Origin of the sequence: Citrobacter sp. RHB20-C16 (genome assembly GCF_013890155.1) — a bacterium.
Taxonomy (GTDB): Bacteria; Pseudomonadota; Gammaproteobacteria; order Enterobacterales; family Enterobacteriaceae; genus Citrobacter_A; species Citrobacter_A amalonaticus.
In genome coordinates this window covers 3,369,644-3,390,532 of sequence record NZ_CP057630.1, presented here as the reverse complement: position 1 = coordinate 3,390,532, position 20,889 = coordinate 3,369,644, and the positions used below count along the sequence as shown (strand labels likewise).

Annotated in this window: 18 protein-coding genes and 2 tRNA genes; 9 read left to right on the top strand and 11 right to left on the bottom strand. The window is 52.5% G+C overall.

All coding sequences use genetic code 11. From position 1 onward, the window contains the following. Positions 1-13: 13 nt before the first annotated feature. Both HVX64_RS16295 and HVX64_RS16290 read right to left on the bottom strand, forming a co-directional pair. A complete protein-coding gene (locus tag HVX64_RS16295; protein ID WP_042999922.1) occupies positions 14-406 on the bottom strand; it encodes a YfeC-like transcriptional regulator in 393 nt (130 codons plus the stop codon). A 1-nt stretch (position 407) separates the two neighbouring features. Then, complete coding sequence (locus HVX64_RS16290; protein ID WP_042999923.1) at positions 408-770, bottom strand: YfeC-like transcriptional regulator; 363 nt, start codon at positions 768-770, stop codon at positions 408-410. 221 nt (positions 771-991) lie between these two features. Here HVX64_RS16290 and HVX64_RS16285 point away from each other — a divergent pair. The 3 genes from HVX64_RS16285 (at position 992) to HVX64_RS16275 (ending at position 3,578) form a co-directional block, all read left to right on the top strand. Next, positions 992-1,067: transfer RNA gene (locus tag HVX64_RS16285), tRNA-Ala, on the top strand. Between the two features lie 39 nt (positions 1,068-1,106). Continuing rightward, positions 1,107-1,182 (top strand) — tRNA-Ala (locus tag HVX64_RS16280). Positions 1,183-1,379: 197 nt separating this feature from the next. Continuing rightward, positions 1,380-3,578: a sensor domain-containing phosphodiesterase gene (locus HVX64_RS16275; protein WP_181825057.1), complete on the top strand. Its 2,199-nt coding sequence runs from the start codon at positions 1,380-1,382 to the stop codon at positions 3,576-3,578. Between the two features lie 42 nt (positions 3,579-3,620). Here the strand turns inward: HVX64_RS16275 and nupC are convergent, their stop codons facing one another. Then, a complete protein-coding gene (nupC, locus tag HVX64_RS16270) occupies positions 3,621-4,823 on the bottom strand; it encodes a nucleoside permease NupC (protein ID WP_042999925.1) in 1,203 nt (400 codons plus the stop codon). A gap of 341 nt (positions 4,824-5,164) precedes the next feature. Here nupC and HVX64_RS16265 point away from each other — a divergent pair, with 341 nt between their 5' ends. Further along, positions 5,165-6,403 carry an Nramp family divalent metal transporter gene (locus HVX64_RS16265; protein ID WP_042999926.1) on the top strand — a complete coding sequence of 413 codons (1,239 nt, stop codon included), beginning with the start codon at positions 5,165-5,167 and terminating at the stop codon, positions 6,401-6,403. A gap of 88 nt (positions 6,404-6,491) precedes the next feature. Then, the gene (locus tag HVX64_RS16260; RefSeq protein WP_044258402.1) at positions 6,492-8,039 is read left to right on the top strand and encodes a hypothetical protein; all 1,548 of its coding nucleotides are present in this window, start codon (positions 6,492-6,494) and stop codon (positions 8,037-8,039) included. Here HVX64_RS16260 and nagA read toward each other — a convergent pair. The 5 genes from nagA to mgrA all read right to left on the bottom strand — a co-directional run bounded on the left by nagA (position 8,032) and on the right by mgrA (position 13,745). Next, on the bottom strand, positions 8,032-9,243 hold the full coding sequence (gene nagA, locus HVX64_RS16255; protein ID WP_044258404.1) for an N-acetylglucosamine-6-phosphate deacetylase: 1,212 nt from the start codon (positions 9,241-9,243) through the stop codon (positions 8,032-8,034). The two genes, HVX64_RS16260 and nagA, sit on opposite strands and share 8 nt — an antisense overlap. After that, on the bottom strand, positions 9,236-10,588 hold the full coding sequence (locus tag HVX64_RS16250) for an adenylosuccinate lyase family protein (RefSeq protein ID WP_044258406.1): 1,353 nt from the start codon (positions 10,586-10,588) through the stop codon (positions 9,236-9,238). The genes nagA and HVX64_RS16250 overlap by 8 nt, the downstream gene beginning before the upstream one ends. 16 nt (positions 10,589-10,604) lie before the next feature. Beyond that, the gene (locus HVX64_RS16245) at positions 10,605-12,164 is read right to left on the bottom strand and encodes a PTS transporter subunit EIIC (protein ID WP_181825056.1); all 1,560 of its coding nucleotides are present in this window, start codon (positions 12,162-12,164) and stop codon (positions 10,605-10,607) included. Between the two features lie 126 nt (positions 12,165-12,290). After that, complete coding sequence (ypeC, locus tag HVX64_RS16240) at positions 12,291-12,620, bottom strand: DUF2502 domain-containing protein YpeC (protein ID WP_042999931.1); 330 nt, start codon at positions 12,618-12,620, stop codon at positions 12,291-12,293. Positions 12,621-12,734: 114 nt separating this feature from the next. Beyond that, the gene (gene mgrA, locus HVX64_RS16235; protein ID WP_181825055.1) at positions 12,735-13,745 is read right to left on the bottom strand and encodes an L-glyceraldehyde 3-phosphate reductase; all 1,011 of its coding nucleotides are present in this window, start codon (positions 13,743-13,745) and stop codon (positions 12,735-12,737) included. A 181-nt stretch (positions 13,746-13,926) separates the two neighbouring features. On the opposite strand from mgrA, the gene HVX64_RS16230 reads away from it, so the two are divergent. Further along, positions 13,927-15,582 (top strand): thiamine pyrophosphate-binding protein, encoded by a 1,656-nt coding sequence (locus HVX64_RS16230; RefSeq protein WP_044258410.1) that lies wholly within the window; start codon positions 13,927-13,929, stop codon positions 15,580-15,582. Here HVX64_RS16230 and HVX64_RS16225 read toward each other — a convergent pair whose 3' ends face one another. After that, positions 15,583-16,818, bottom strand: coding sequence for an ion channel protein (locus tag HVX64_RS16225; protein WP_181825054.1), 1,236 nt, complete (start codon positions 16,816-16,818; stop codon positions 15,583-15,585). A gap of 204 nt (positions 16,819-17,022) precedes the next feature. On the opposite strand from HVX64_RS16225, the gene glk reads away from it, so the two are divergent. Both glk and HVX64_RS16215 read left to right on the top strand, forming a co-directional pair. After that, on the top strand, positions 17,023-17,988 hold the full coding sequence (glk, locus tag HVX64_RS16220; protein ID WP_042999936.1) for a glucokinase: 966 nt from the start codon (positions 17,023-17,025) through the stop codon (positions 17,986-17,988). Between the two features lie 205 nt (positions 17,989-18,193). Continuing rightward, positions 18,194-18,733, top strand: coding sequence for a DUF2058 domain-containing protein (locus HVX64_RS16215; protein ID WP_044258415.1), 540 nt, complete (start codon positions 18,194-18,196; stop codon positions 18,731-18,733). Between the two features lie 7 nt (positions 18,734-18,740). Here HVX64_RS16215 and HVX64_RS16210 read toward each other — a convergent pair whose 3' ends face one another. Beyond that, a complete protein-coding gene (locus HVX64_RS16210) occupies positions 18,741-19,439 on the bottom strand; it encodes an RluA family pseudouridine synthase (RefSeq protein WP_044258416.1) in 699 nt (232 codons plus the stop codon). 189 nt (positions 19,440-19,628) lie between these two features. On the opposite strand from HVX64_RS16210, the gene HVX64_RS16205 reads away from it, so the two are divergent. Continuing rightward, positions 19,629-20,111 carry a cold shock domain-containing protein gene (locus HVX64_RS16205; protein WP_042999939.1) on the top strand — a complete coding sequence of 161 codons (483 nt, stop codon included), beginning with the start codon at positions 19,629-19,631 and terminating at the stop codon, positions 20,109-20,111. Positions 20,112-20,148: 37 nt separating this feature from the next. Here HVX64_RS16205 and HVX64_RS16200 read toward each other — a convergent pair whose 3' ends face one another. Next, on the bottom strand, positions 20,149-20,883 hold the full coding sequence (locus tag HVX64_RS16200) for a LytTR family DNA-binding domain-containing protein (RefSeq protein WP_044258417.1): 735 nt from the start codon (positions 20,881-20,883) through the stop codon (positions 20,149-20,151). Between the last annotated feature and the right edge of the window lie 6 nt (positions 20,884-20,889).

The window sequence follows — 20,889 nt, the reverse complement described above, 5'->3', positions numbered from 1 at the left end:
GTTTTTCTTTGCATTACTCAGAATCGTTCAGACCCAGGCGTGTAAGGAAACCACGGATACCTTCACGTGAAAGGAATAGCGCTAACTTTTCCTGTTCCGCAGCGGACATATTTTCCACGGCATCAATAATTTGCCTATAGGCATGACTGCGTACGACGGGATTGTACTCGGCCAGCGGCTCTTCAGCCTGATAAAATGCAGAATGGTTACGAAACGCCGGGATGTTCAAAATAAACTCCCGCACGCGTGTATCGATATGAACGAGTCTTGCCCGACCACCTTTAACACCTGGAAATTTTTCCGTTTCCCATTTTTGTTCACGTATCCAACGATTCACGGTTTGCTTAGCGACACCGAGGCAATCTGCCAGTTCTTCGGTGGTCATTTTGCTGCGTAATCTTTTCATATTATTTGCTGTCGCGGATCCCTAAGCGTTGTAATAAACCGGTAATCCCTTCCCGCAGTAGCAAAGAGGTAAAGTGTTTTTGTTCGGCAGGCGTCATCTCTTTCACCAGCTTGATCAGGAGTGCTTCCAACGAGGCATCGCCAGGGGGTGAGAAGGTGTCAGACAATCCTTCCGCTGAGCGTTCTGCGCTGCGGATATATTCACGAACCTGTTCGTTAACATGCACCAGTCGCGCTTTACCGCCCTGAACGCCTGGTTTTGGTGATGTCGCCCAACCTTCTTTTCGCACCCATTTATTAATAGTCTGTCGGCTGTAACCCGTCAGATTCGCGAGTTCTTCTGGCGTCATCCGTTCCTTGAACATAACGATTCCCTGAATAGTCGTGTGGTTAATTAGTGGTTCATTTTATAGCACCATTTTAGTGGAAACCGTGACGTGTTTAACTACTGAATGCGAGTTGTTGCGCATTGTTCTTCATTTGTCTGCTTTTTCAGCGATTAGAATCGGCGCTTTCAATTTGCCGTTGACACATGCGAAGGGAATTCATATGATGCCGCCCGTCAACTCGACAAGCTTTACGTAATGGGGCTATAGCTCAGCTGGGAGAGCGCTTGCATGGCATGCAAGAGGTCAGCGGTTCGATCCCGCTTAGCTCCACCAAAAATTGAACCCAACAATTTTGGTACGTAAACGCATCGTGGGGCTATAGCTCAGCTGGGAGAGCGCTTGCATGGCATGCAAGAGGTCAGCGGTTCGATCCCGCTTAGCTCCACCAAATTCAGAACCCTCGCTGCAAAGCGGGGGTTTTTTTATCTCTGCGCGCCTTTCATTTTTGTAATACAGTTTCTATTAAGCCAGAATCTGTGCTCACAAATTCGGTGGATTTATCTGGCGGGTATAGGTTTGCTTCGCGGTGCGAATAAACTTATCATTTATGTGACAAATAGTTCGTTCCGTGAGAGCAGTTAATTCATGCCACCCAAGCGTAACCTGATAAATAATATAAGAATATTCGCTCTTGCGATCGTACTCTCCATCGCAGCCATCCAGTTTTCACGTTTGATTTCCCCGCGGACCATAGTGGACTCCAGCGATATCTATCTTTCGTGGCTACCGCTGTGCGTTCTGCTGTCGATGCTGCTGCTGTTTGGTCGACGCGCTGTTCTGCCCATTGTGCTGGCGTTATACCTGACCAATCACTGGAATCTTCATCTGCCGTTTGCGCAAGGTATCGTGTTGCTCTTTTGTCAGATGTTTGCCGTACTAGGAACGAGCGCGCTTGTTCGCTGGCATATTGGACCGCGCTGGCGTTACGGCTTGCCCGATCGCAATATCTGGCGCAGGGTGATTTGGTTTGGCTTTGTGGCTCCTGTCGGGATGAAGATCAGCATGTATCTCGCCGGGCATTATCTCGACTTCCCGGTCGCGGTGTCGACATTCTTTGGTGCTGCGGCAGCCATCTTCACGATTGTCGATATTCTGAGTCTGATCTCGGCGGCGCTGATCTTCACCTTGCTGTTTTATTATCCGCTACGGATGATTGTGAATCCACGGTATGCCCGAACGTTCTGGTGCAGAGACATTGCCCCGTGTTTCGATAAAGAAAAGCGCTTATTTACCGTCAGTTGGCTGGCCTGTATTTCGGCCCTTCTTGTCATTATGTGTTCTCCCCTGGAGAGCGGATACATTGCAGGGTATCTGGTGCCGGTCTTCTTCATTATTTTTACCACCGGCGTGGGTAAACTCACCTATCCGTTTATTAATCTAAGCTGGGCGATTAGCACGCTGTTCTTGTTGACCTATAACCGCAATTTCTTACAAGGCGTGGGGTCGGAGTATTCGCTGGCGTTTATCCTGTCGGTTCTTGTTTCGTTCAGTATCTGCCTGATGTATATGATGCGCATCTTTCAGCGTAGTGAATGGCTTAATCGCCGCTGGCATATGCAAGCGCTTACCGACCCCTTAACTCGTTTACCGAATCTGCGTGCGCTGGAGCAGTTCCTGAAAAAAGAGTCAGGGCAGAGCGTCTGCTGTCTGCGGCTGGAGAATCTGGAGTTTCTGAGCCGTCACTACGGCATGTTAATGCGCGTGCACAGCAAACGCACGGTGCACCGTATGCTGCAACCGTTGATGCTTGAGAATGAAAAAATCTTTCAGTTGCCGGGGAGTGAATTATTACTGGTGCTTAACGGGCCGGAAATGGACGCCCGTCTGCAACATATGCTCGACCTGTTGAACAGTCGTAAAATTTACTGGAACAACACCGGGCTGGACATGGGCTACGGCGCATCCTGGGGGCAATGGGATGGGAAGCAGGAGACGCTGCAACCGCTGTTGGGTCAGTTAAGCTGGCTGGCGGAACAATCCTGCGCCAATCACCGGGTACTGGCGCTGACGCATAGCCAGGAAGTCGCGACGGGCCAGACGACCGAACGGGTGCTGCTGCTCAATAAAATTCGTAAAGCGCTCGATAACGGCGATCTCCTGCTTTATGCGCAGCCTATCCGCGACGCTCACGGCAAAGGGTACGACGAGATTCTTGCGCGGCTGAAAAGCGATGAAGGTATCATGACGCCGGATCAGTTCATCCCGCTGATCGCGCAATTTAACCTCAGCGCCCGTTTTGATTTGCAGGTGGTGGAAGCCTTGCTGAACTGGCTATCTGCGCATCCTTCTGGCGAGGCGGGACCGCTTTTCTCGGTGAATCTCATGCCGCTGACCCTGCTGCAAAAAGAGACGGCGCCGCGCATTATTCGCCTGTTCACCCGCTATGGTATCGCCCCGGAAACGGTGATCATTGAGATCACCGAAGAGCAGGCATTTTCCAATTCGGAAACCAGCATGCAGAACCTTGAACAGTTGCATAAATTCGGCTTCCGGATTGCGATTGACGATTTTGGTACCGGGTATGCCAATTACGAGCGCCTGAAGCGTTTGCAGGCTGACATCATCAAAATCGACGGCGTGTTTGTAAAAGATATTCTGACAGATTCACTGGACGCGATGATTGTGAAGTCGATAACCGATCTGGCAAAGGCGAAGTCGTTAAGCGTAGTGGCGGAATACGTGGAAACACCTGCGCAGCGGGAGCTGCTGTTAAGCCTGGGCGTGAACTACCTGCAAGGGTATCTGATTGGACGACCGAGGCCGTTAGGGGAATCACAGGTATAAAAAAACGGGGATACGCTCCCCGTTTTTTGTGTCAGTGCTGTCTTACAGAACCAGTGCGGCGATAGAGGCAGACAAGACGCTCACCAGCGTAGAGCCGTAAACCAGTTTCAGACCGAAACGGGATACGACATTACCTTGCTCTTCGTTCAGGCCTTTAATCGCGCCTGCGATGATACCGATAGAAGAGAAGTTGGCGAAGGAGACAAGGAATACAGAAAGGATACCTTCCGCGCGCGGAGAGAGCGTGGCGGCGATTTTCTGCAGATCCATCATTGCAACGAATTCGTTGGAAACCAGTTTGGTCGCCATGATACTGCCTACCTGCAACGCTTCGCTGGACGGCACACCCATCACCCAGGCAATCGGATAGAAAATGTAGCCCAGGATGCCCTGGAAGGAGATGCTGTAGCCGAACCAACCGGTGACGGTGGCGAACAGGGCGTTCAGCGCGGCGATCAGGGCGATAAAGCCGATCAGCATGGCGGCAACGATAATCGCAACTTTAAAGCCCGCCAGAATGTATTCCCCCAGCATTTCGAAGAAGCTCTGGCCTTCGTGCAGGTTGGACATCTGGATGTTTTCTTCGCTGGCATCAACGCGGTACGGGTTGATTAGCGACAGCACGATAAAGGTGCTGAACATGTTCAGAACCAGCGCCGCAACCACGTATTTAGGTTCCAGCATGGTCATGTACGCACCGACGATAGACATGGAAACGGTGGACATTGCTGTCGCGGCCATGGTGTACATACGGTTGCGGGACATTTTGCCGAGAATATCTTTATACGCGATAAAGTTCTCAGACTGACCGAGGATCAGCGAGCTGACGGCGTTGAAGGATTCCAGTTTGCCCATGCCGTTGACTTTGGATAACAGGAAACCAATGGCACGGATGATAATCGGCAACACGCGAATATGTTGCAGAATACCGATCAACGCTGAAATGAAGACGATAGGGCAGAGAACTTTCAGGAAGAAGAAGGCCAACCCTTTATCGTTCATGCTGCCAAAGACGAAGTTCGTCCCTTCATTGGCGAATCCGAGCAGTTTTTCAAACATTTCGGAGAAGCCTCTCACGAAGCCGAGGCCGACGTCAGAGTTCAGGAAGAACCACGCCAGTAACACTTCGATAACAAGCAGTTGAACGACATAACGAATGCGAATTTTTTTACGGTCACTGCTTACCAGCAATGCGAGGATCGCAACAACGGCAAGTGCCAGGACAAAATGAAGGACGCGGTCCATATTTGCTCCAAATATGAGGCAGGTTAAGTTTTCGTGCACATTCTATGCAACGTGTACAAAGAAAACGAGATCTAACACACACTATAATCAGGACCTGTGACGAGATTCAAAAATAGTGATCCGGCATACACTTCTGTTATGTCTAATGCGAAAGTAAATAGTTAAGTTATTGTGCTAATATAATAACAATTATTAAACATGCCACGCGCATTCTTGTACCCACACTTTTATCGTTCCCGCCTATTAGAGAAATCAAGGTTACCTTTTTTACATGCACTTGATAACCATTCTCATCAGGCGTACTATAAAACATAGCAAAGGCTATGTTTCCGAGGCAGAAGATGACAAACGATCGCGTTGAGAGTAGCAGTGGAAGAGCAGCGCGCAAGTTAAGGCTCACATTAATGGGACCTGCGTTTGTCGCGGCTATCGGCTATATCGACCCGGGCAATTTTGCGACCAACATTCAGGCCGGTGCCAGCTTTGGTTATAAACTGTTGTGGGTCGTGGTCTGGGCAAACCTGATGGCGATGCTGATTCAGGTCTTGTCTGCGAAACTGGGTATTGCGACGGGTAAAAATCTGGCTGAACAAATTCGCGATCACTATCCGCGGCCGGTAGTCTGGTTCTATTGGGTGCAGGCGGAGATTATCGCGATGGCGACCGATCTCGCGGAATTCATCGGGGCGGCGATAGGATTCAAACTGATCCTCGGCGTTTCGTTATTGCAGGGGGCGGTGCTGACCGGGATCGCCACCTTTCTGATCCTGATGCTCCAGCGGCGTGGACAAAAACCGCTGGAAAAAGTGATCGGCGGCCTGCTGCTGTTTGTCGCCATGGCTTATATCGTTGAACTGATCTTTTCCCAGCCCAACTTTGCACAGTTGAGTAAAGGCATGATAATCCCTGACTTGCCCAACTCTGAAGCGGTATTTCTGGCCGCCGGGGTGCTGGGCGCTACCATCATGCCACATGTAATCTACCTGCACTCTTCGTTAACACAGCACCTGCATGGCGGCACGCGTCAGCAGCGCTATGCGGCGACAAAATGGGATGTAGCTATCGCCATGACCATTGCGGGGTTCGTCAATCTGGCGATGATGGCGACTGCCGCCGCCGCGTTTCACTTCAGTGGTCACACCGGTGTTGCCGATCTGGATCAGGCTTATCTGACGCTGGAGCCGTTATTAAGTCACGCGGCGGCAACGGTCTTCGGACTGAGCCTGGTGGCGGCGGGGTTGTCGTCAACGGTGGTTGGTACGCTGGCGGGGCAGGTCGTGATGCAGGGGTTTGTCCGCTTTCATATCCCCTTATGGGTGCGTCGTACCATCACCATGATGCCGTCCTTTATCGTGATTCTGATTGGCCTTGATCCGACGCGGATTCTGGTGATGAGCCAGGTGCTGTTAAGCTTTGGTATTGCACTGGCGCTGGTGCCGCTGCTGATATTTACCAGCGACAGCAAACTGATGGGCGATCTGGTGAATACCCGCTGGGTTAAACAGACTGGCTGGATGATTGTGGTGCTGGTGGTGGCGTTGAACCTGTGGTTGCTGGTCGGCACGGTGCTGGGGTTGTGATCTAACCCGCCGTGACACGCAACAGGTCACGGTTTTAGTCCTGGATTTCCGTTATCCTGCATCTTGCATTATCCACTGGCGAGCGTTCATGAATCACTTTGATCTCTCTTTCCTGAAGTATTTACAGGATAACAGCCCGCTGTCGATTGACGAGGCGGTTCAGCGTTTCGGTAAGACTCTCTCCACGCTAAAACGCACCATGAAAGAGCTCAATGAACTCTTGCCGGAAGACGTCCAGCTCCATCAGGATAATCAGTTTATTACGACCCGGATTGGCTATAGCGAATACCGGCAATTTTTAGCGCGTATACGTTTTAATCGCTATATCACTACGTCGGAAGAGCGTGTGAGGGATCTCCTCGTGGCGCTCTGTTTGCATGATGTGGTGAATAAAAACGAGTACTACAAAAAGTTTTATGTCAGCGCGGGGACGGTCAAAAATGATAATCCCGTGATGTTGCGTCTGGCGCAAGAACACGCCCTGACGGTACAAAGCATCCCACGTACCGGGTCGCGGCTTGTCGGCGATGAGTTCTCGTTGCGCCTGGCTGTGTGCATATTAATACTCAAAACCGTTGAGATTGGTGAACACCACCAGTTGATAGCCCATCAGGCGAATGAGCCCGTCAGTCGTTCGATTGCCGATCAGTTTCTGAGTGAATGTGCTTCGGAGATTACCCAGGCTGCACGTTGCTATGAAGACGTTATCCGGCCGATTAACACGCTGGGTTACAATGGTCGGAAATACCTGCTGGTGTATTTGAGCCTCGCGTTACATCGCATCCGCCGGGGACATGTAATCAAAGAGAGTACGACGACGCCGTTTTTGACGACGTTCCCTTTTGAGGCCATGACCAATCCGCAGGAAAACCGCTGTCTGGATCTCCTGATTGCTTCGCTGACGTTTACGTATCGCCCTTTCACCTTATATGACGCCAGCCTGGTGGCGCATGTGAAACGGACCTGTGAACGTTTAGCCGCTAGCCTGAACAACACCATTCACAATCAGCATGCCTGGTTTGCCGAGGTTTATCACTTTATCTATGCCGCCATCATCCAGAATAAATTTCATCTCTGGTTTGATGATAAAAAACTGCATAACGTCCAGAATCGTTACCCTGAACTCTGGGACGACGTTCAGTCTGCGGTGAGCGAGATTGAAAAAGGCTGGCAAACGACGTTTTCCGCCATTCATCTGGCGACACTGGTGTTGATCACGAAAAAATATGAGCTTAAAAACCGGGTAGTGAGTGAGCCGAAAAAGCGGGTCATTATTGTGACGAACTCTTCGGAAAGTAAGGTCGGGTATTTCAAAGAGGTCCTGTCCTCACGTTTTCATATCGATATCCCGGTATGTATTAATATCAATGAGATTGAACAGCTCCAGTCACGTGAGTTTGATCTGCTGATCACCTTTACCAATAAGATCTCAAGCCATTTGCGGTATGCCGGACTGGATTACGTCAAAGTTAACTTCTGGCTAACGCAGGATGACTTCCAGTTGCTTCGTGAGCGGGGACTTGCCTCCGCGCGCAAAAAAATACCGGCTGAGCAGTTTGTTCAGCAGGTACAGGGTATGAGTCCCGAGGCGCTCAGGGATTTCCTCGAACGCCATTATGGTGATGTGTTTATTTAGCCAGCGGTTGTAAGACGCCGCGACACCAGACGGCTTCAAGATCTAACGCCTCATCAAGGACAAGAATATCGGCATCTTTTCCGGGCGTCAGGCTGCCCTTACGCTGTTCAACACCGGCGAGAATCGCCGGATTCAGGCAGGCAATCTGCGCTACGGAAACCCAACTATTCTCCAGACGACCAACCACATTTTTCACTGAATCCAGAAAGCTCATCTCCAGTGTGCAGACGTCCGCCCAGTCATCAGGCGAGACCGTGCGGATATTGCCGTGGCGATCGGTAATTTCCAGAAGATGATGGCGAATACGAAACGTCTCCTGACGCAGGTAATGGTGAAATTCAAACCCTTCCGGGAAATCCACATATCCCAGACAGTCGCTGACCATGACCAGACGACGATCTTTTTTCAGACGATAGAGAATATCGAACACTTCCGGGCGTAGGGTGATGCCGCTTTGTTTTGCCACTTCGGCGAAGGTGTCCTGGTGGTACATTAGCGCGCCGACAACGCCTGGCTCACGATGATGTAATCCGCGCATGGCGCTGAAGGCGTGGGTAAAGTGACATAGCCCTGCTTCAATCGCCCGGGTGGTTTCGTCAAACGTCGCGTCGGTATGCCCTGCGGATACCGTGACGCCAGCCTGGCGCAAATGACGGATCAGCGGCAGCGCATCCGGCAACTCTGGCGCCAGCGTCATTAAGCGAATATGCCCCCGTGCAGCCTGCTGATAGCATTCAAAGCCCTCAATGCTGGGGAGCTGAATAGACTCCTTGCGCTGCATCCCGCTGTATTTGGCATTGATAAACGGTCCTTCCATGTGAATGCCGACGGCTTCAGCCCCGTCTTCTGCTTTCGCGTGCGCAATCCAGTCGGCGGCCGTGGTCAGACTCTCCAGTAAGAACGCGTCCGGCTGGGTGGCGGACGTAGCAAGCCACGCGGTGACCCCGGCATTGACCAGATCCCGGCTCATCGCCTGTAAAGAGTGACGCTCCCCCTTCCAGGCAAACGAACCTCTTCCCCAACCGTGGACGTGGATATCGACAAAACCCGGCATCAGCATCGCATGTTGGTAATCAACCACCTGGCCGCGAGGAGAATTATCCAGGCCAACAATCTGTCCCTGTTTGATATGCAGATAACCGCGTTGTATCCCGTCGGGTGTGATGATTCGGTCGCTTGCCAGAGAGAGCATCGGGTCAGACATCCTCTTTCTCCCATACGCGCGATGCCGTTTCGGCGGCGATCTCCGCACACAAACCGAGGTAGTGGGCGGGATCGAGCAGGGCATCGATTTCTGTATCGCTAAAATGCTGGCGAATCAGGGGGTCGGCGCGCAGCACGTCGGCATAGGGCAATCCCTCGTGGGTGCTGCGCATCGCCAACTGGTACACGCGCTCGTGCGCCGCGTCTTTGCCTAACCGCTCTACCAGTTGCATCATGATTTTTTCGCTATTGATCAAGCCATGGGTTAAGTGGACGTTCTGGCGCATACGTTCAGGATTAATCACCAGCGTACGGGTCAACTCTTCCGCGCGCATCACGATCTCCGCCATCAACTCCATGCTTTCCTGAATATTTCCGTCGAAGATAAAGTAGGCTGAACTGTCTGCTTCAAATGGGCGAGGGCTGACATACAGGCAGGAAGTGAGCACGGAATACAATTTTTGCGCGTTGGCGATAATCCCTTTAGCCAGTTTGGGGTTCACTTTTTGCGGCATAGTGCTGCTGCCAACCGTTCCTTTGGTAAACGCTTCAGAGACTTCAGCGAACTCTTCGCTGGAAGTCTGATACACCTCTTCGGCGATTTTATGCAGCGTGGTGGCGAGCAGGCACAAATTGCTGATGTATTCCGTGCGATAAACGCGGGAGTTACGCGAAGGGATCGCCATGGAGTGCATTCCCAACCGTTGTGCGACGCGATCCTGCACCCGACGTCCAGTTTCGCCAGTGGCGTGAAACGCCCCCACAGCCCCCCCCATCATCACCGTGAAAACGCGTTTTTCTGCTTCCTGCATGCGCTGTTGGGCACTCAACAGTTCGTCAATCCATACGGCAGCTTTATAGCCCCAGGTCACCGGTAAGGCATGCTTACCGTGGGTGCGACCTGGCATCAGGGTGGCCTGATGATCGGATGCCATTTTCGCCAGGTTGCGCAGAATATCGTTCACAAAGCCCTGCATGATGTCATCGAACTGCTTTGCCAGGTAAAGCTGTGCGGTTTGCTGGATATTCTGGGTGGTGACGCCATAGTGCACATACTTCCCGCTTTCGCTGTCGCAGGCTTTGACCAGTACTTTGATCACCGGGACAAAGCCGTGGCCGATCTCGCGGAGCAGGCGTTCCATTTCTGTCAGGTCGATTTTATCGACGCGACAGTTGGCGGCAATATTTTCTGCCGCACGGGTGGGAATCATCCCGTATTCAGCCTGTGACAGCGCCAGGGCAGCTTCGACATCCAGCCAGGACTGGACCCGCGCAGGTTGAGCGAGCAGCGTTTTCATTCCCCGATCGTCGATGGTTTTACTTTTTGAATCATACAATGCGCGCATTCCTGTCTCCTTAAGCTTATTTCGCGCCGACAAGGCGGTCATCTACCGCATTGCGGACAAATTCGACGTGTGGGCCAAAGACCACGTGGACATGGTTGCTGGAGGGGATAAAGGTACCCAGCGATCCCGATTCTTTCAGCACGGTCATGTCCATTTTTTTCTGATCCTTCACATCGACACGCAAACGCGACACACAGTTTTCAACATGTTTAATGTTGTCGGATCCGCCTAGCCCATGAATAACCAGTTCAGCGACCTTGTCGTACTCTTTATTATTCAGCAAGGTACTGTCTGACGTTTCACTTTCGCGTCCCGGCGTTTTTATATCAAAGCGAGCGATCGCGAAGCGGAAAACGACGTAGAAAACGACAAAGTTAATGGCACCAAGAAGCAGTAAATTTACCCAGTGCGTCTGTTCATACATCAGACCAAAAATACCGAAGTCGAAGATCGTGCCGCGAATATAGCCGATGGACACATCCAGCATTTGCAGTGGAATAGTCAGCAAACCGCAAAGTATGGCGTAAACAATAAAGAGCTGTGGAGCAATAAACAGGAAGGAAAACTCCAGCGGTTCGGTGATATTCCCCAGCATGGCGGTGAGCACCACGGTCAGAATCATCCCTTTGGCAAATTTCTTATTCTTAAAATAGGCCATGTGATACATCGCCAACCCAATCGCTGGCACGCGGAACAGCGTGGTGAGCATTTGCGACGACGCCAGATAACTGGTGAGCGTCGGCATATATTCCTTCCACGCAGGATGGGAAGGGCCAAGCTCAAACAGGATCTTATTAATCGCAGGCAAAATGCCGACATACGTTTGTCCGTCAATGAGATAGGTACCCCCAGCCGCGGTAAAACGGACGGTCGAACTCAGGACATGGTGTAAACCAAATGGAATTAACAGACGGTTGAGCGTCATGTAAATCCCGGCACCGATATTAGGAGCCATCATAATGGTTGAAATGGCGCGCATACCGGCAGTAAACAGATCCCAGATAAAAGGGATAATTAACCCCACGGGAATCGAAAAGGCGATAGCCAAAATCGCTACGGATTTCTTACCGCTGAAAAAAGCAAAGGCGAGAGGAAGTTGCAATCGGTAAAACCGGTCGGTGACTTTGGCCGCCAGTAGCCCGGCAATAATGCCGCCAAGCGCTTCGATTTTCAGCGTCTGAATACCGAGTACCATTCCTTGCCCAACGAGCGCCAGCTCATCTTTTGCCAGTGTACCCGCCAGTTTGAGGTGAACATGCATGGCGATAAGTAGCGTCAGATAGGCCACCACGGAGGCAAAAACCGCAATCCCTTTCTCTTTTTTGGACATGCCGTACGCCACACCCATCGCGAATAATAACGGGATATTGTTGAATACGACGCTACTGATTAATCCCAGTGAAGAAAGAATGGCTTTAAATATATCGTTCCCGAGAAACGGGAGTTTTTCTATCATATAGCTCTGGCCTAACGCAGAGCTAATTCCCATGACCATCCCCACGGGCGCCAGTACGGCAATCGGCAATAACAGCGATCGACCGAATGTCTGAATTTCATTCTTAAAATTAGCATTCATAAGTTAATCCTGACGTGAATTCTCATGAGGATAAGATACGTTCAGGATATTTTTGCTCAAGGGCAAATGGTGCAGGATAAAAAGCGCAGGATTTGACCATAAAAAAGAGCCCGAAGGCTCTTTTTTTTAATGATGGTGACCGTGGCCTTTTTTCCCGCGCCCGCGATGGTCGTCGCGATCGCGCCAGCCTTCCCGGTATCCGCGCTCGTAAGCATTACGCTTATCCCAGCCACGGTGATAGCCATTGTCATGTCGCCACCAGCGATTTTTACGCCATTCATAATTGCGATGCCAGTAGTCACGGTCACGCCAGTGTCCGCCGTCCCAGTAGTTACCGTAATTATCGCGATCGCCAATTTGTAATTTTATCGATGGCAACAGGGTGATTTCGCCCGCGTTTGCGGCAAGCGGTGTAAAAGCCAGTAGGGCTGCCGCCAGAATCAGTGACCTGAACATTCTTTATCTCCTTCACGATCGAAGCCGTAGTCGGCCTGTTAACGTAATATTACGGGGCCGTAAAGCCCCATTTCATCGCCTTAACTCTTAAATCATGAATGAGAGCACGAATTGCTAAAAACGCTGCTCACGCTTACTGTTCAGAATGTTGTCGATATCGGCGCATTCCTGGTCAGTGAAATGACGATTGGCCAGCATGCCGACCGCATCCTCAATCTGCGAGGTTTTACTGGCACCAATCAGGACCGAGGTGATGTTATCGTCGCGCAGTACCCATGCAAGCGCCATCTGCGATAATTTTTGTCCGCGCTTTTCAGCCAGTGCATTGAGCTGGCGAACGGTTTCCAGCTTTCCGGCGGTAAGCTGATCAGCATTCAGAAAACGGCTTCCGCTTGCCGCTCTGGAATCAGCCGGGATCCCGTTCAGATAGCGATCGGTGAGCTGTCCACCCGCCAGCGGGGAAAAGGCAATGCTGCCCACCCCTTTTTCCTGCAACATCGTCAGCAGTTCCTCCTCCACCCAGCGTTCAAACATCGAATATTTAGGCTGATGGATCAGACATGGCGTGCCCAAATCATTGAGGATATCGATAGCTTCACGAGCGCGATCGGCCGGGTAATTGGAAATCCCGACAAACAGCGCTTTCCCCTGGCGTACGAGGTGATCGAGCGCTTGCATTGTCTCCCGCAGGGGCGTTTCAGGATCGGGACGGTGGTGGTAGAAAATATCTACGTACTCCAGCCCCATTCGCTTCAGGCTTTGATCAAGACTGGCAATCAGATACTTGCGGGATCCCCAGTCGCCGTAAGGGCCGTCCCACATGGTATATCCCGCTTTGGTGGAGATAATGAGCTCATCGCGCCACGGTAAAAAATCTTCCTGCAGGATGCGGCCAAAGTTGCATTCCGCTGAACCCGGCGGGGGACCGTAGTTATTGGCGAGGTCGAAGTGGGTAATCCCCAGATCAAATGCGCGCTGAAGCAGTGCCCGGCTGTATTCCACCAGGGTGGTATCGCCGAAGTTATGCCACAGGCCAAGCGAAATGGCGGGTAGCTTCAGGCCGCTCTGACCGCAACGGCGAAATGCCATTCTCTGATAGCGATTTTCATCAGGCTGGTAAACCATTGTCTTCCCTCGCAGTGAATTCAGCTCCCCAGTGTATACGTTTACACTGGTGATTTTTCAATGACATTTTCACTCCGGAAACTGTAAATCCTGCTTTCCACCCTCATCGCCGCCTCTTTCTGGACAGCCCCGACGCTTCTTCAATACTCAACATGAGGTTACCGTCAGAAGGAAAGCTGTCATGCAAACCCCTTACACCGTTGCGGATTACCTGCTCGACAGAATTGCCGGGTGCGGCATCGGGCATCTGTTTGGCGTGCCGGGTGATTACAATTTGCAGTTTCTTGACCATGTGATCGACCATCCGCACGTGCGCTGGGTTGGGTGTGCCAACGAGCTTAACGCTGCCTATGCGGCGGACGGTTATGCCAGGGTCGCCGGATCCGGAGCGCTGCTGACTACCTTTGGGGTCGGGGAGCTGAGTGCGATGAATGGCCTGGCGGGCAGCTATGCGGAATATGTCCCCGTTCTGCATATTGTTGGCGCCCCATGTAGCGGCGCGCAGCGTCGGGGAGAACTGATGCACCACACGCTGGGCGACGGCGATTTCCAACACTTCTACCGGATGAGCCAGTCCCTGTGTGCGGCCAGCGCTGTGTTGGATGCGCAAAACGCCTGTCATGAGATTGACCGTGTACTGAGTACGATGTTGACTGCCCATCGCCCGGGTTACCTGATGCTGCCTGCTGATGTGGCGAAACGTCCCGCGTTGCCCCCTTCAGCGGAACTGATCCTCTCTGCACCGGAATCGCAGGGGAGCGTGGTGACGGCATTTCGCTACCATGCCCGACAAAAGCTGATCAACAGTCCCCGCGTGGCGCTGCTGGCCGATTTTCTCGCCCACCGTTTTGGTCTACAACCGGTCCTGCAACGCTGGATGGCCGAAACGCCTATCGCCCACGCCACGCTGTTGATGGGAAAAGGACTTTTCGATGAACAACAGCCGGGATTTGTCGGCACCTATAGCGCGGGGGCCAGCAGTGACGACGTCCGTCAGGCGATAGAAGAGGCGGATACGACGATTTGTGTGGGTACCCGATTCGTCGATACGCTAACGGCTGGCTTCACCCAGCAACTGGCGCTGGAACGCACAATTGAGGTGCAGCCGCAGGCATCGCGGGTGGGAGGCATCTGGTTCAGTGGACTGTCTATGGAGCAGGCGGTTACCACGTTACGTGAGTTATGCCTGGAACTCTCCATTGCGCCGCCGCCCGTTAAACCTGCGACCGTACAGCTGCACATCGAACGAGGTCCACTGACCCAGGAGAACTTCTGGCATACCGTGCAGCAGGCGCTGGCACCCGGCGATCTGATCCTGGCCGATCAGGGAACGGCGGCATTTGGGGCCGCGTCCCTGTTGTTGCCTACGGGGGCGGAACTGATTGTCCAACCGCTCTGGGGATCGATAGGCTATTCGCTGCCCGCCGCGTTTGGCGCGCAAACGGCGGCGCCTGAGCGTCGGGTTATCCTGATAACCGGCGACGGCGCGGCGCAACTGACCATCCAGGAAATCGGCTCCATGTTGCGCGACGGGCAAACGCCGGTAATTCTGGTACTCAACAACGACGGCTACACCGTCGAGCGAGCTATCCACGGGGAGAAACAACGGTACAACGATATTGCTTCCTGGAACTGGACGCAGATCCCTCGGGCATTCAGCCTTGCGGATCAGGCTGAATGCTGGCGGGTGACTCAGGCCATCCAGCTCGAGGAAGTTCTGGCCCGGCTGGCACGTCCACAACGGCTCTCGCTGATAGAGGTCGTGCTGCCAAAAGCCGATTTACCCGTGTTATTACGTAAGGTCACCCAGGCGCTGGAGTCGCGTAACAGCGGATGACTATTTGTCCTCCCGGTTGGCGACCATCATGGGTTTGCCCGCCAGCAACAGCCAGGCCGGAAGCATCACAATACACAGCAGCGGCAGCAGGGTGGTATCCGGTACCACCACAGCAGCCATAAACAGGCTAAGCCAGCCGTCACGGGTGACGACCAGCACCAGGCCAAGAATAGCGCAGGAAACGGTAATCGCGGCCGGAACGGCTTCAACGTGGGCGTGCAGCATCAAACCTAATGCCACGCCGATAAACACGGCCGGGAAGATCCGCCCGCCGCGAAAACCACTGGCCGCAGCAATGACCAGCGCAGCGAGCTTTATCACCGCGAGCATGAAGAAATCCGTGGTACCGAGCGTCTGACTGAACGCCATTTGCTGCATTTCATCCAGACCTTTAAACAGCGTCAGTGGTCCACCCATCACGCCGAGTAACCCTAACAGGAAACCTCCAACGCCGAGGATCAGCACCGGATTCTTCAGGCGATGCAGTAAAGCGTGCAGCCGGGGTAAGCACCAGACCGCCACCATCCCCGCGGCAATAGCAATCGCCGCCACCACGGCTCCGGAGAAAATGTCCACGATGCGCATCTGGGTGTAATGGGCGATCGGGAGCGAGAAATGCGGGTGAAAAAACAGGCTGGTGGTCAATGAACCTGCCGCCGCCGCCATTAACGGCACAAAGAGGCGATCCCACAAAGGGGTATCGTTAGAGCCACTCAGGGTTTGCGAGAAAATCAGCGCGGCGGCGACCGGCGTGCCAAACAGGGCGCCGATGGTGCCGGCCGAGGCCAGAATGGTCCAGTCGAGGGCACCAATCCGTGGGAAAAACCGACGTCCCAGCGCAACGGCTAGCGCGATGTTAACGGCCATAATCGGATGTTCGGGACCAAGGCTGACGCCACCCGCCAGACCCAGCACCAGTGCGATGATTAGGCCTGGCAATGCAACAGGAGAAATTGGCGCACCGATCAGCGGTTCGGTGGCCGGATCAGGGCCAGCGTGCCCGGTGCTGTAACGAATCACCAGCCCCACCAGAACCCCGGTTAACGTCAGGGTGAGCATGATCCAGAGCGGGGAATCGGCGGCAATCCCCACACTTCCCGGCAGACGTTGCCAGAGTATGCTCTGTAAGATGGAAGCAAACTTCATGACCACAATCAGGACTAAACTGGATGCAACCCCCAGAATCAGCGCGGGGATCGACAATAACAACATGGTTCTGGCTCGCGGATGGAGCATGTTTTTTTCCTTAATACCGTGTCTTACGTTCAGTTTGCCGCGTCAGCCAGATGGCATCGCTGCAAATGGTGCTGAAACGATAAAGTTATTGTGTGACCTGGATCGATATTTTCAGGGGACTCGCTTTTCTGAGATTGTTGTTATGCCCCCGTATATTTACAGTGTGGCAAAGACTTATTTTGACTTTAGCGGAGCAGTAGAAGAATGACAAAGTATGCTTTAGTAGGTGATGTCGGCGGCACCAACGCTCGTCTTGCTCTGTGTGATATCGACAGTGGTGACATCTCACAGGCTAAAACCTATTCCGGTCTGGACTATCCCAGTCTGGAAGCTGTCGTGCGTGTTTACCTCGATGAGCACAAGGTGAAAGTGGACGCGGGCTGTATCGCGATCGCCTGTCCGATTACGGGTGACTGGGTGGCTATGACCAACCATACCTGGGCGTTTTCTATTGCGGAGATGAAAAAAAATCTCGGTTTCAGTCATCTGGAAATCATTAATGATTTCACTGCGGTGTCGATGGCGATCCCGATGCTGAAAAAAGAGCATTTGATCCAGTTTGGCGGCGCGGAACCGGTTGAAGGTAAACCTATCGCAGTGTATGGCGCGGGCACCGGTCTGGGGGTATCGCATCTGGTTCACGTCGACAAACGCTGGGTTAGTCTGCCGGGCGAGGGCGGTCATGTCGACTTCGCGCCGAACAGCGAAGAAGAGGCGATCATCCTGGAGGTCCTGCGCGCTGAGATTGGTCACGTCTCTGCTGAACGCGTGCTTTCTGGTCCGGGTCTGGTAAATTTGTATCGTGCAATCGTCAAATCTGACGGACGTCTGCCAGAAAATCTGCAGCCAAAGGATATTACCGAACGTGCGCTGGCCGACAGCTGCACGGACTGTCGCCGCGCGCTGTCGCTGTTCTGTGTGATTATGGGGCGCTTTGGCGGCGATCTGGCGTTAACGCTGGGCACCTTTGGCGGCGTCTACATTGCCGGTGGTATCGTGCCGCGCTTCCTGGAGTTCTTCAAAGCCTCGGGGTTCCGTGGCGGTTTTGAAGATAAAGGTCGCTTTAAGGCCTACGTTCAGGATATTCCGGTGTATCTGATTGTTCACGATAACCCCGGCCTGCTCGGTTCCGGCGCGCATTTGCGCCAGACGTTAGGCCAGATTCTGTAAGTCTCGTTCCACAGGAAAACCGCGTGTCCCACGCGGTTTTTTGGTCTCTGCTCTCTGCGTCGCACGGGTTCACAGTTTATGACCAGGCGGCATCCGTAACCCTGTCCGAGCATAACGAGACCCGTAAACCACGTCCACCAACTGGTATCGTCGCAAAAATTGCAGGTATAATCTCAGACATCATTCCACAGGTTTATAAGTAAAGATGACGAAACTTACCTTACAAGAGCAGATGCTAAAAGCGGGTTTAGTAACCAGCAAAAAAATGGCGAAAGTCCAGAGAACGGCTAAAAAATCACGCGTGCAGGCTCGTGAGGCAAGAGAGGCAGTTGAAGAGAATAAAAAGGCACAGCTTGAGCGTGACAAGCTGCTCAGTGAGCAGCAAAAGCAGGCGACGCTGGCGAAAGAATTTAAAGCCCAGGTAAAGCAACTGATTGAAATGAATCGTATCACTGTCGCAAAAGGCGACATTGGCTTTAACTTCACCGATAACAATCTCATCAAGAAAATCTACGTCGATAAACTGACCCAGACGCAGTTGATTAACGGACGTCTGGCGATTGCGCGTTTGTCTACCGATAACAGCCCCGAGAGCGAATACGCGATTATCCCGGCCAGCGTCGCCGATAAAATTGCGCAGCGTGACGCAACCAGCATCGTATTGCACAGCGCGTTGAGTCAGGAAGAGCAGGATGAAGACGATCCGTATGCTGATTTTAAAGTGCCTGATGATCTGATGTGGTAAGTCGTATTCAGAACGGCGCGGCGTGATGCACGTTGATGCGCTCCCCGCTAATGGGGTGAGTAAAGCGTAATTCGCTGGCGTGTAGCATCAGCCGTGCGGTTTGTTCTGTACCGGGCAGCAGGCGACCGCCATACAGGTCGCAACCCAGAATAGGGTGCCCCAACAGCTGGCAGTGAATACGTAGCTGATGCGTACGTCCGGTCTCCGGCGTGAGCTGGACCCGCGTCAACGGTAGTATAGTTCCGTCGTCCTGCGGTTGGTTAATTCGTGCGACGACCTGATAACGTGACCGCGCGGGTTTGCCATTGACCGGGCTAATTGACATCAGCGGGAACCGTGCCGGATCGTTGGCTATCGGCGCATCAATCACTCCTTCGTCAGCGTTCAGATGGCCGCAGAGCAATGCGCTGTAGACTTTACTGACGGTGCGCTGGCTGAACTGGTGGCAGAGGGCGGCATTGACGGCCTTATTACGCGCCACGACCATCAGTCCGGACGTGCCGAAATCCAGACGGTGGACCAGCGTGCAGCCAGGATATTGCTGAACCAGCCGATAGTGTACCGAATCGAGATTTTGTGGATTTTTCCCTGAAAGACTGAGCAGCCCGCTGGGTTTATTGATCAACAGCAGGTGATCGTCCTGATAGAGCGTCTCTATCTCGTCGTTGCACGGTGGGGCAATAAAGGTATCAATAATCGTAGACATCAGGCTGCCCGACGGGAAAGTGGGTGCGGATGATAACCCATTTTCAGCCGACCGGCGAATGACGGCGGCTTTACTTTCTCTCGCGTCGCTAAAATTAATCATCCAGACTTAAGCCAAAGACGTGGCCTGCGCAGGCAATGTGCTTTACACTGCGCGCTGCAAAAAATTGAGTGGATTAACCAGACGGTAATGGCGATGAACGGAACAATCACAACGTGGTTTAAAGATAAAGGTTTTGGATTTATCAAAGATGAGAACGGCGATAATCGCTATTTTCATGTGATTAAGGTTGCCAACCCTGAGCTTCTCAAGAAAGATGCGGCGGTAACCTTTGAGCCCACCACCAACAACAAAGGTCTTTCTGCGTATGCGGTGAAGGTCGTGCCGGACAGCAAATATATCTATATCGCGGGCGAGCGTCTTAAGCTCACCTCGATTAAGTCCTTCGTGGTATTCAGTGAAGAGATCCCGGCCGACACGCCGATTGATAAAGAAAATGCAGTGCTCTCTGTCGGGCTACTGATGAGCAACATCCGACCGAAAACTACGGCGACACCGGGTGAAATGCGCACGGTAAAAAAACTGGCGATCACCACTTTCCAGGGCACGACATTAATCTTCTCGGAAGATGAGATTGATATCGAGTCCACGGTTAAAATGCTCAAAGTTTGATTTTTTGTGCTTCCGCGCAGCAGCACAGTTCAGCCGACTACAGATGCATTAACTGGCGGAATTCTTTCACCTTACTGCGGCTTACGGGAATTTCAAATTCCAGATCCTTGAGCCGCAGAATATAGGTATTGTTGAACCACGGCTCGATCTCGCGAATCTTGTTCAGGTTGACGCAGAACGAGCGGTGACAGCGGAAAAAATGCGAAGGCGGCAGTTTGTTGCAGAACTCGGTGATGTTGATGGGCATCACGTACGATTCCCGCCGCGTATAAACAAACGTCATTTTCTCATGCGCTTCGGCATAATAGATATCGTTGATCGGGGTAACGATGATCCGCTCATCTTTAATTAGATTGATGGTGTCATTTTCACGCGCCACGGACCCAACCCCAGCAGCGCCAGACTGTTGCTGCTGCCAGGCCGCCTCCAGTTTTTGCAGCATTCCGACAATTCGCGATTCCTGATACGGCTTGAGAATATAGTCAAACGCTTCCAGTTCGAACGCTTCAACCGCATGTTCTTTCCACGCGGTAATAAACACAATAAACGGCTTATGGGCGAACTGGCTGATATTTTGCGCCAGCAGAACGCCGTCCAGAGACGGAATATTGATATCAAGAAAAATGGCGTCAACGCGCTGATGCTGCAAAAACTTCAGCACATCCAGACCGTCGTCAAACGTCCCGACAATCTCCATCTGGCTATGTTCTTTAATCAGCCAACTGAGTTCCTGTTGGGCGAGGAATTCATCTTCAACGATGATGACTTTCACAGTGTT

Coding starts and splice junctions, on each gene's coding strand:
- glk (WP_042999936.1), top strand. CDS start 17,023: ATGACAAAGTATGCTTTAGTAGGTGATGTCGGCGGCACCAACGCTCGT.
- HVX64_RS16265 (WP_042999926.1), top strand. CDS start 5,165: ATGACAAACGATCGCGTTGAGAGTAGCAGTGGAAGAGCAGCGCGCAAG.
- HVX64_RS16225 (WP_181825054.1), bottom strand. CDS start 16,818: ATGCTCCATCCGCGAGCCAGAACCATGTTGTTATTGTCGATCCCCGCG.
- HVX64_RS16295 (WP_042999922.1), bottom strand. CDS start 406: ATGAAAAGATTACGCAGCAAAATGACCACCGAAGAACTGGCAGATTGC.
- ypeC (WP_042999931.1), bottom strand. CDS start 12,620: ATGTTCAGGTCACTGATTCTGGCGGCAGCCCTACTGGCTTTTACACCG.
- nupC (WP_042999925.1), bottom strand. CDS start 4,823: ATGGACCGCGTCCTTCATTTTGTCCTGGCACTTGCCGTTGTTGCGATC.
- HVX64_RS16275 (WP_181825057.1), top strand. CDS start 1,380: ATGCCACCCAAGCGTAACCTGATAAATAATATAAGAATATTCGCTCTT.
- HVX64_RS16290 (WP_042999923.1), bottom strand. CDS start 770: ATGTTCAAGGAACGGATGACGCCAGAAGAACTCGCGAATCTGACGGGT.
- HVX64_RS16250 (WP_044258406.1), bottom strand. CDS start 10,588: ATGCGCGCATTGTATGATTCAAAAAGTAAAACCATCGACGATCGGGGA.
- mgrA (WP_181825055.1), bottom strand. CDS start 13,745: ATGGTTTACCAGCCTGATGAAAATCGCTATCAGAGAATGGCATTTCGC.
- nagA (WP_044258404.1), bottom strand. CDS start 9,243: ATGTCTGACCCGATGCTCTCTCTGGCAAGCGACCGAATCATCACACCC.
- HVX64_RS16230 (WP_044258410.1), top strand. CDS start 13,927: ATGCAAACCCCTTACACCGTTGCGGATTACCTGCTCGACAGAATTGCC.
- HVX64_RS16245 (WP_181825056.1), bottom strand. CDS start 12,164: ATGAATGCTAATTTTAAGAATGAAATTCAGACATTCGGTCGATCGCTG.
- HVX64_RS16205 (WP_042999939.1), top strand. CDS start 19,629: ATGGCGATGAACGGAACAATCACAACGTGGTTTAAAGATAAAGGTTTT.
- HVX64_RS16210 (WP_044258416.1), bottom strand. CDS start 19,439: ATGTCTACGATTATTGATACCTTTATTGCCCCACCGTGCAACGACGAG.
- HVX64_RS16215 (WP_044258415.1), top strand. CDS start 18,194: ATGACGAAACTTACCTTACAAGAGCAGATGCTAAAAGCGGGTTTAGTA.
- HVX64_RS16260 (WP_044258402.1), top strand. CDS start 6,492: ATGAATCACTTTGATCTCTCTTTCCTGAAGTATTTACAGGATAACAGC.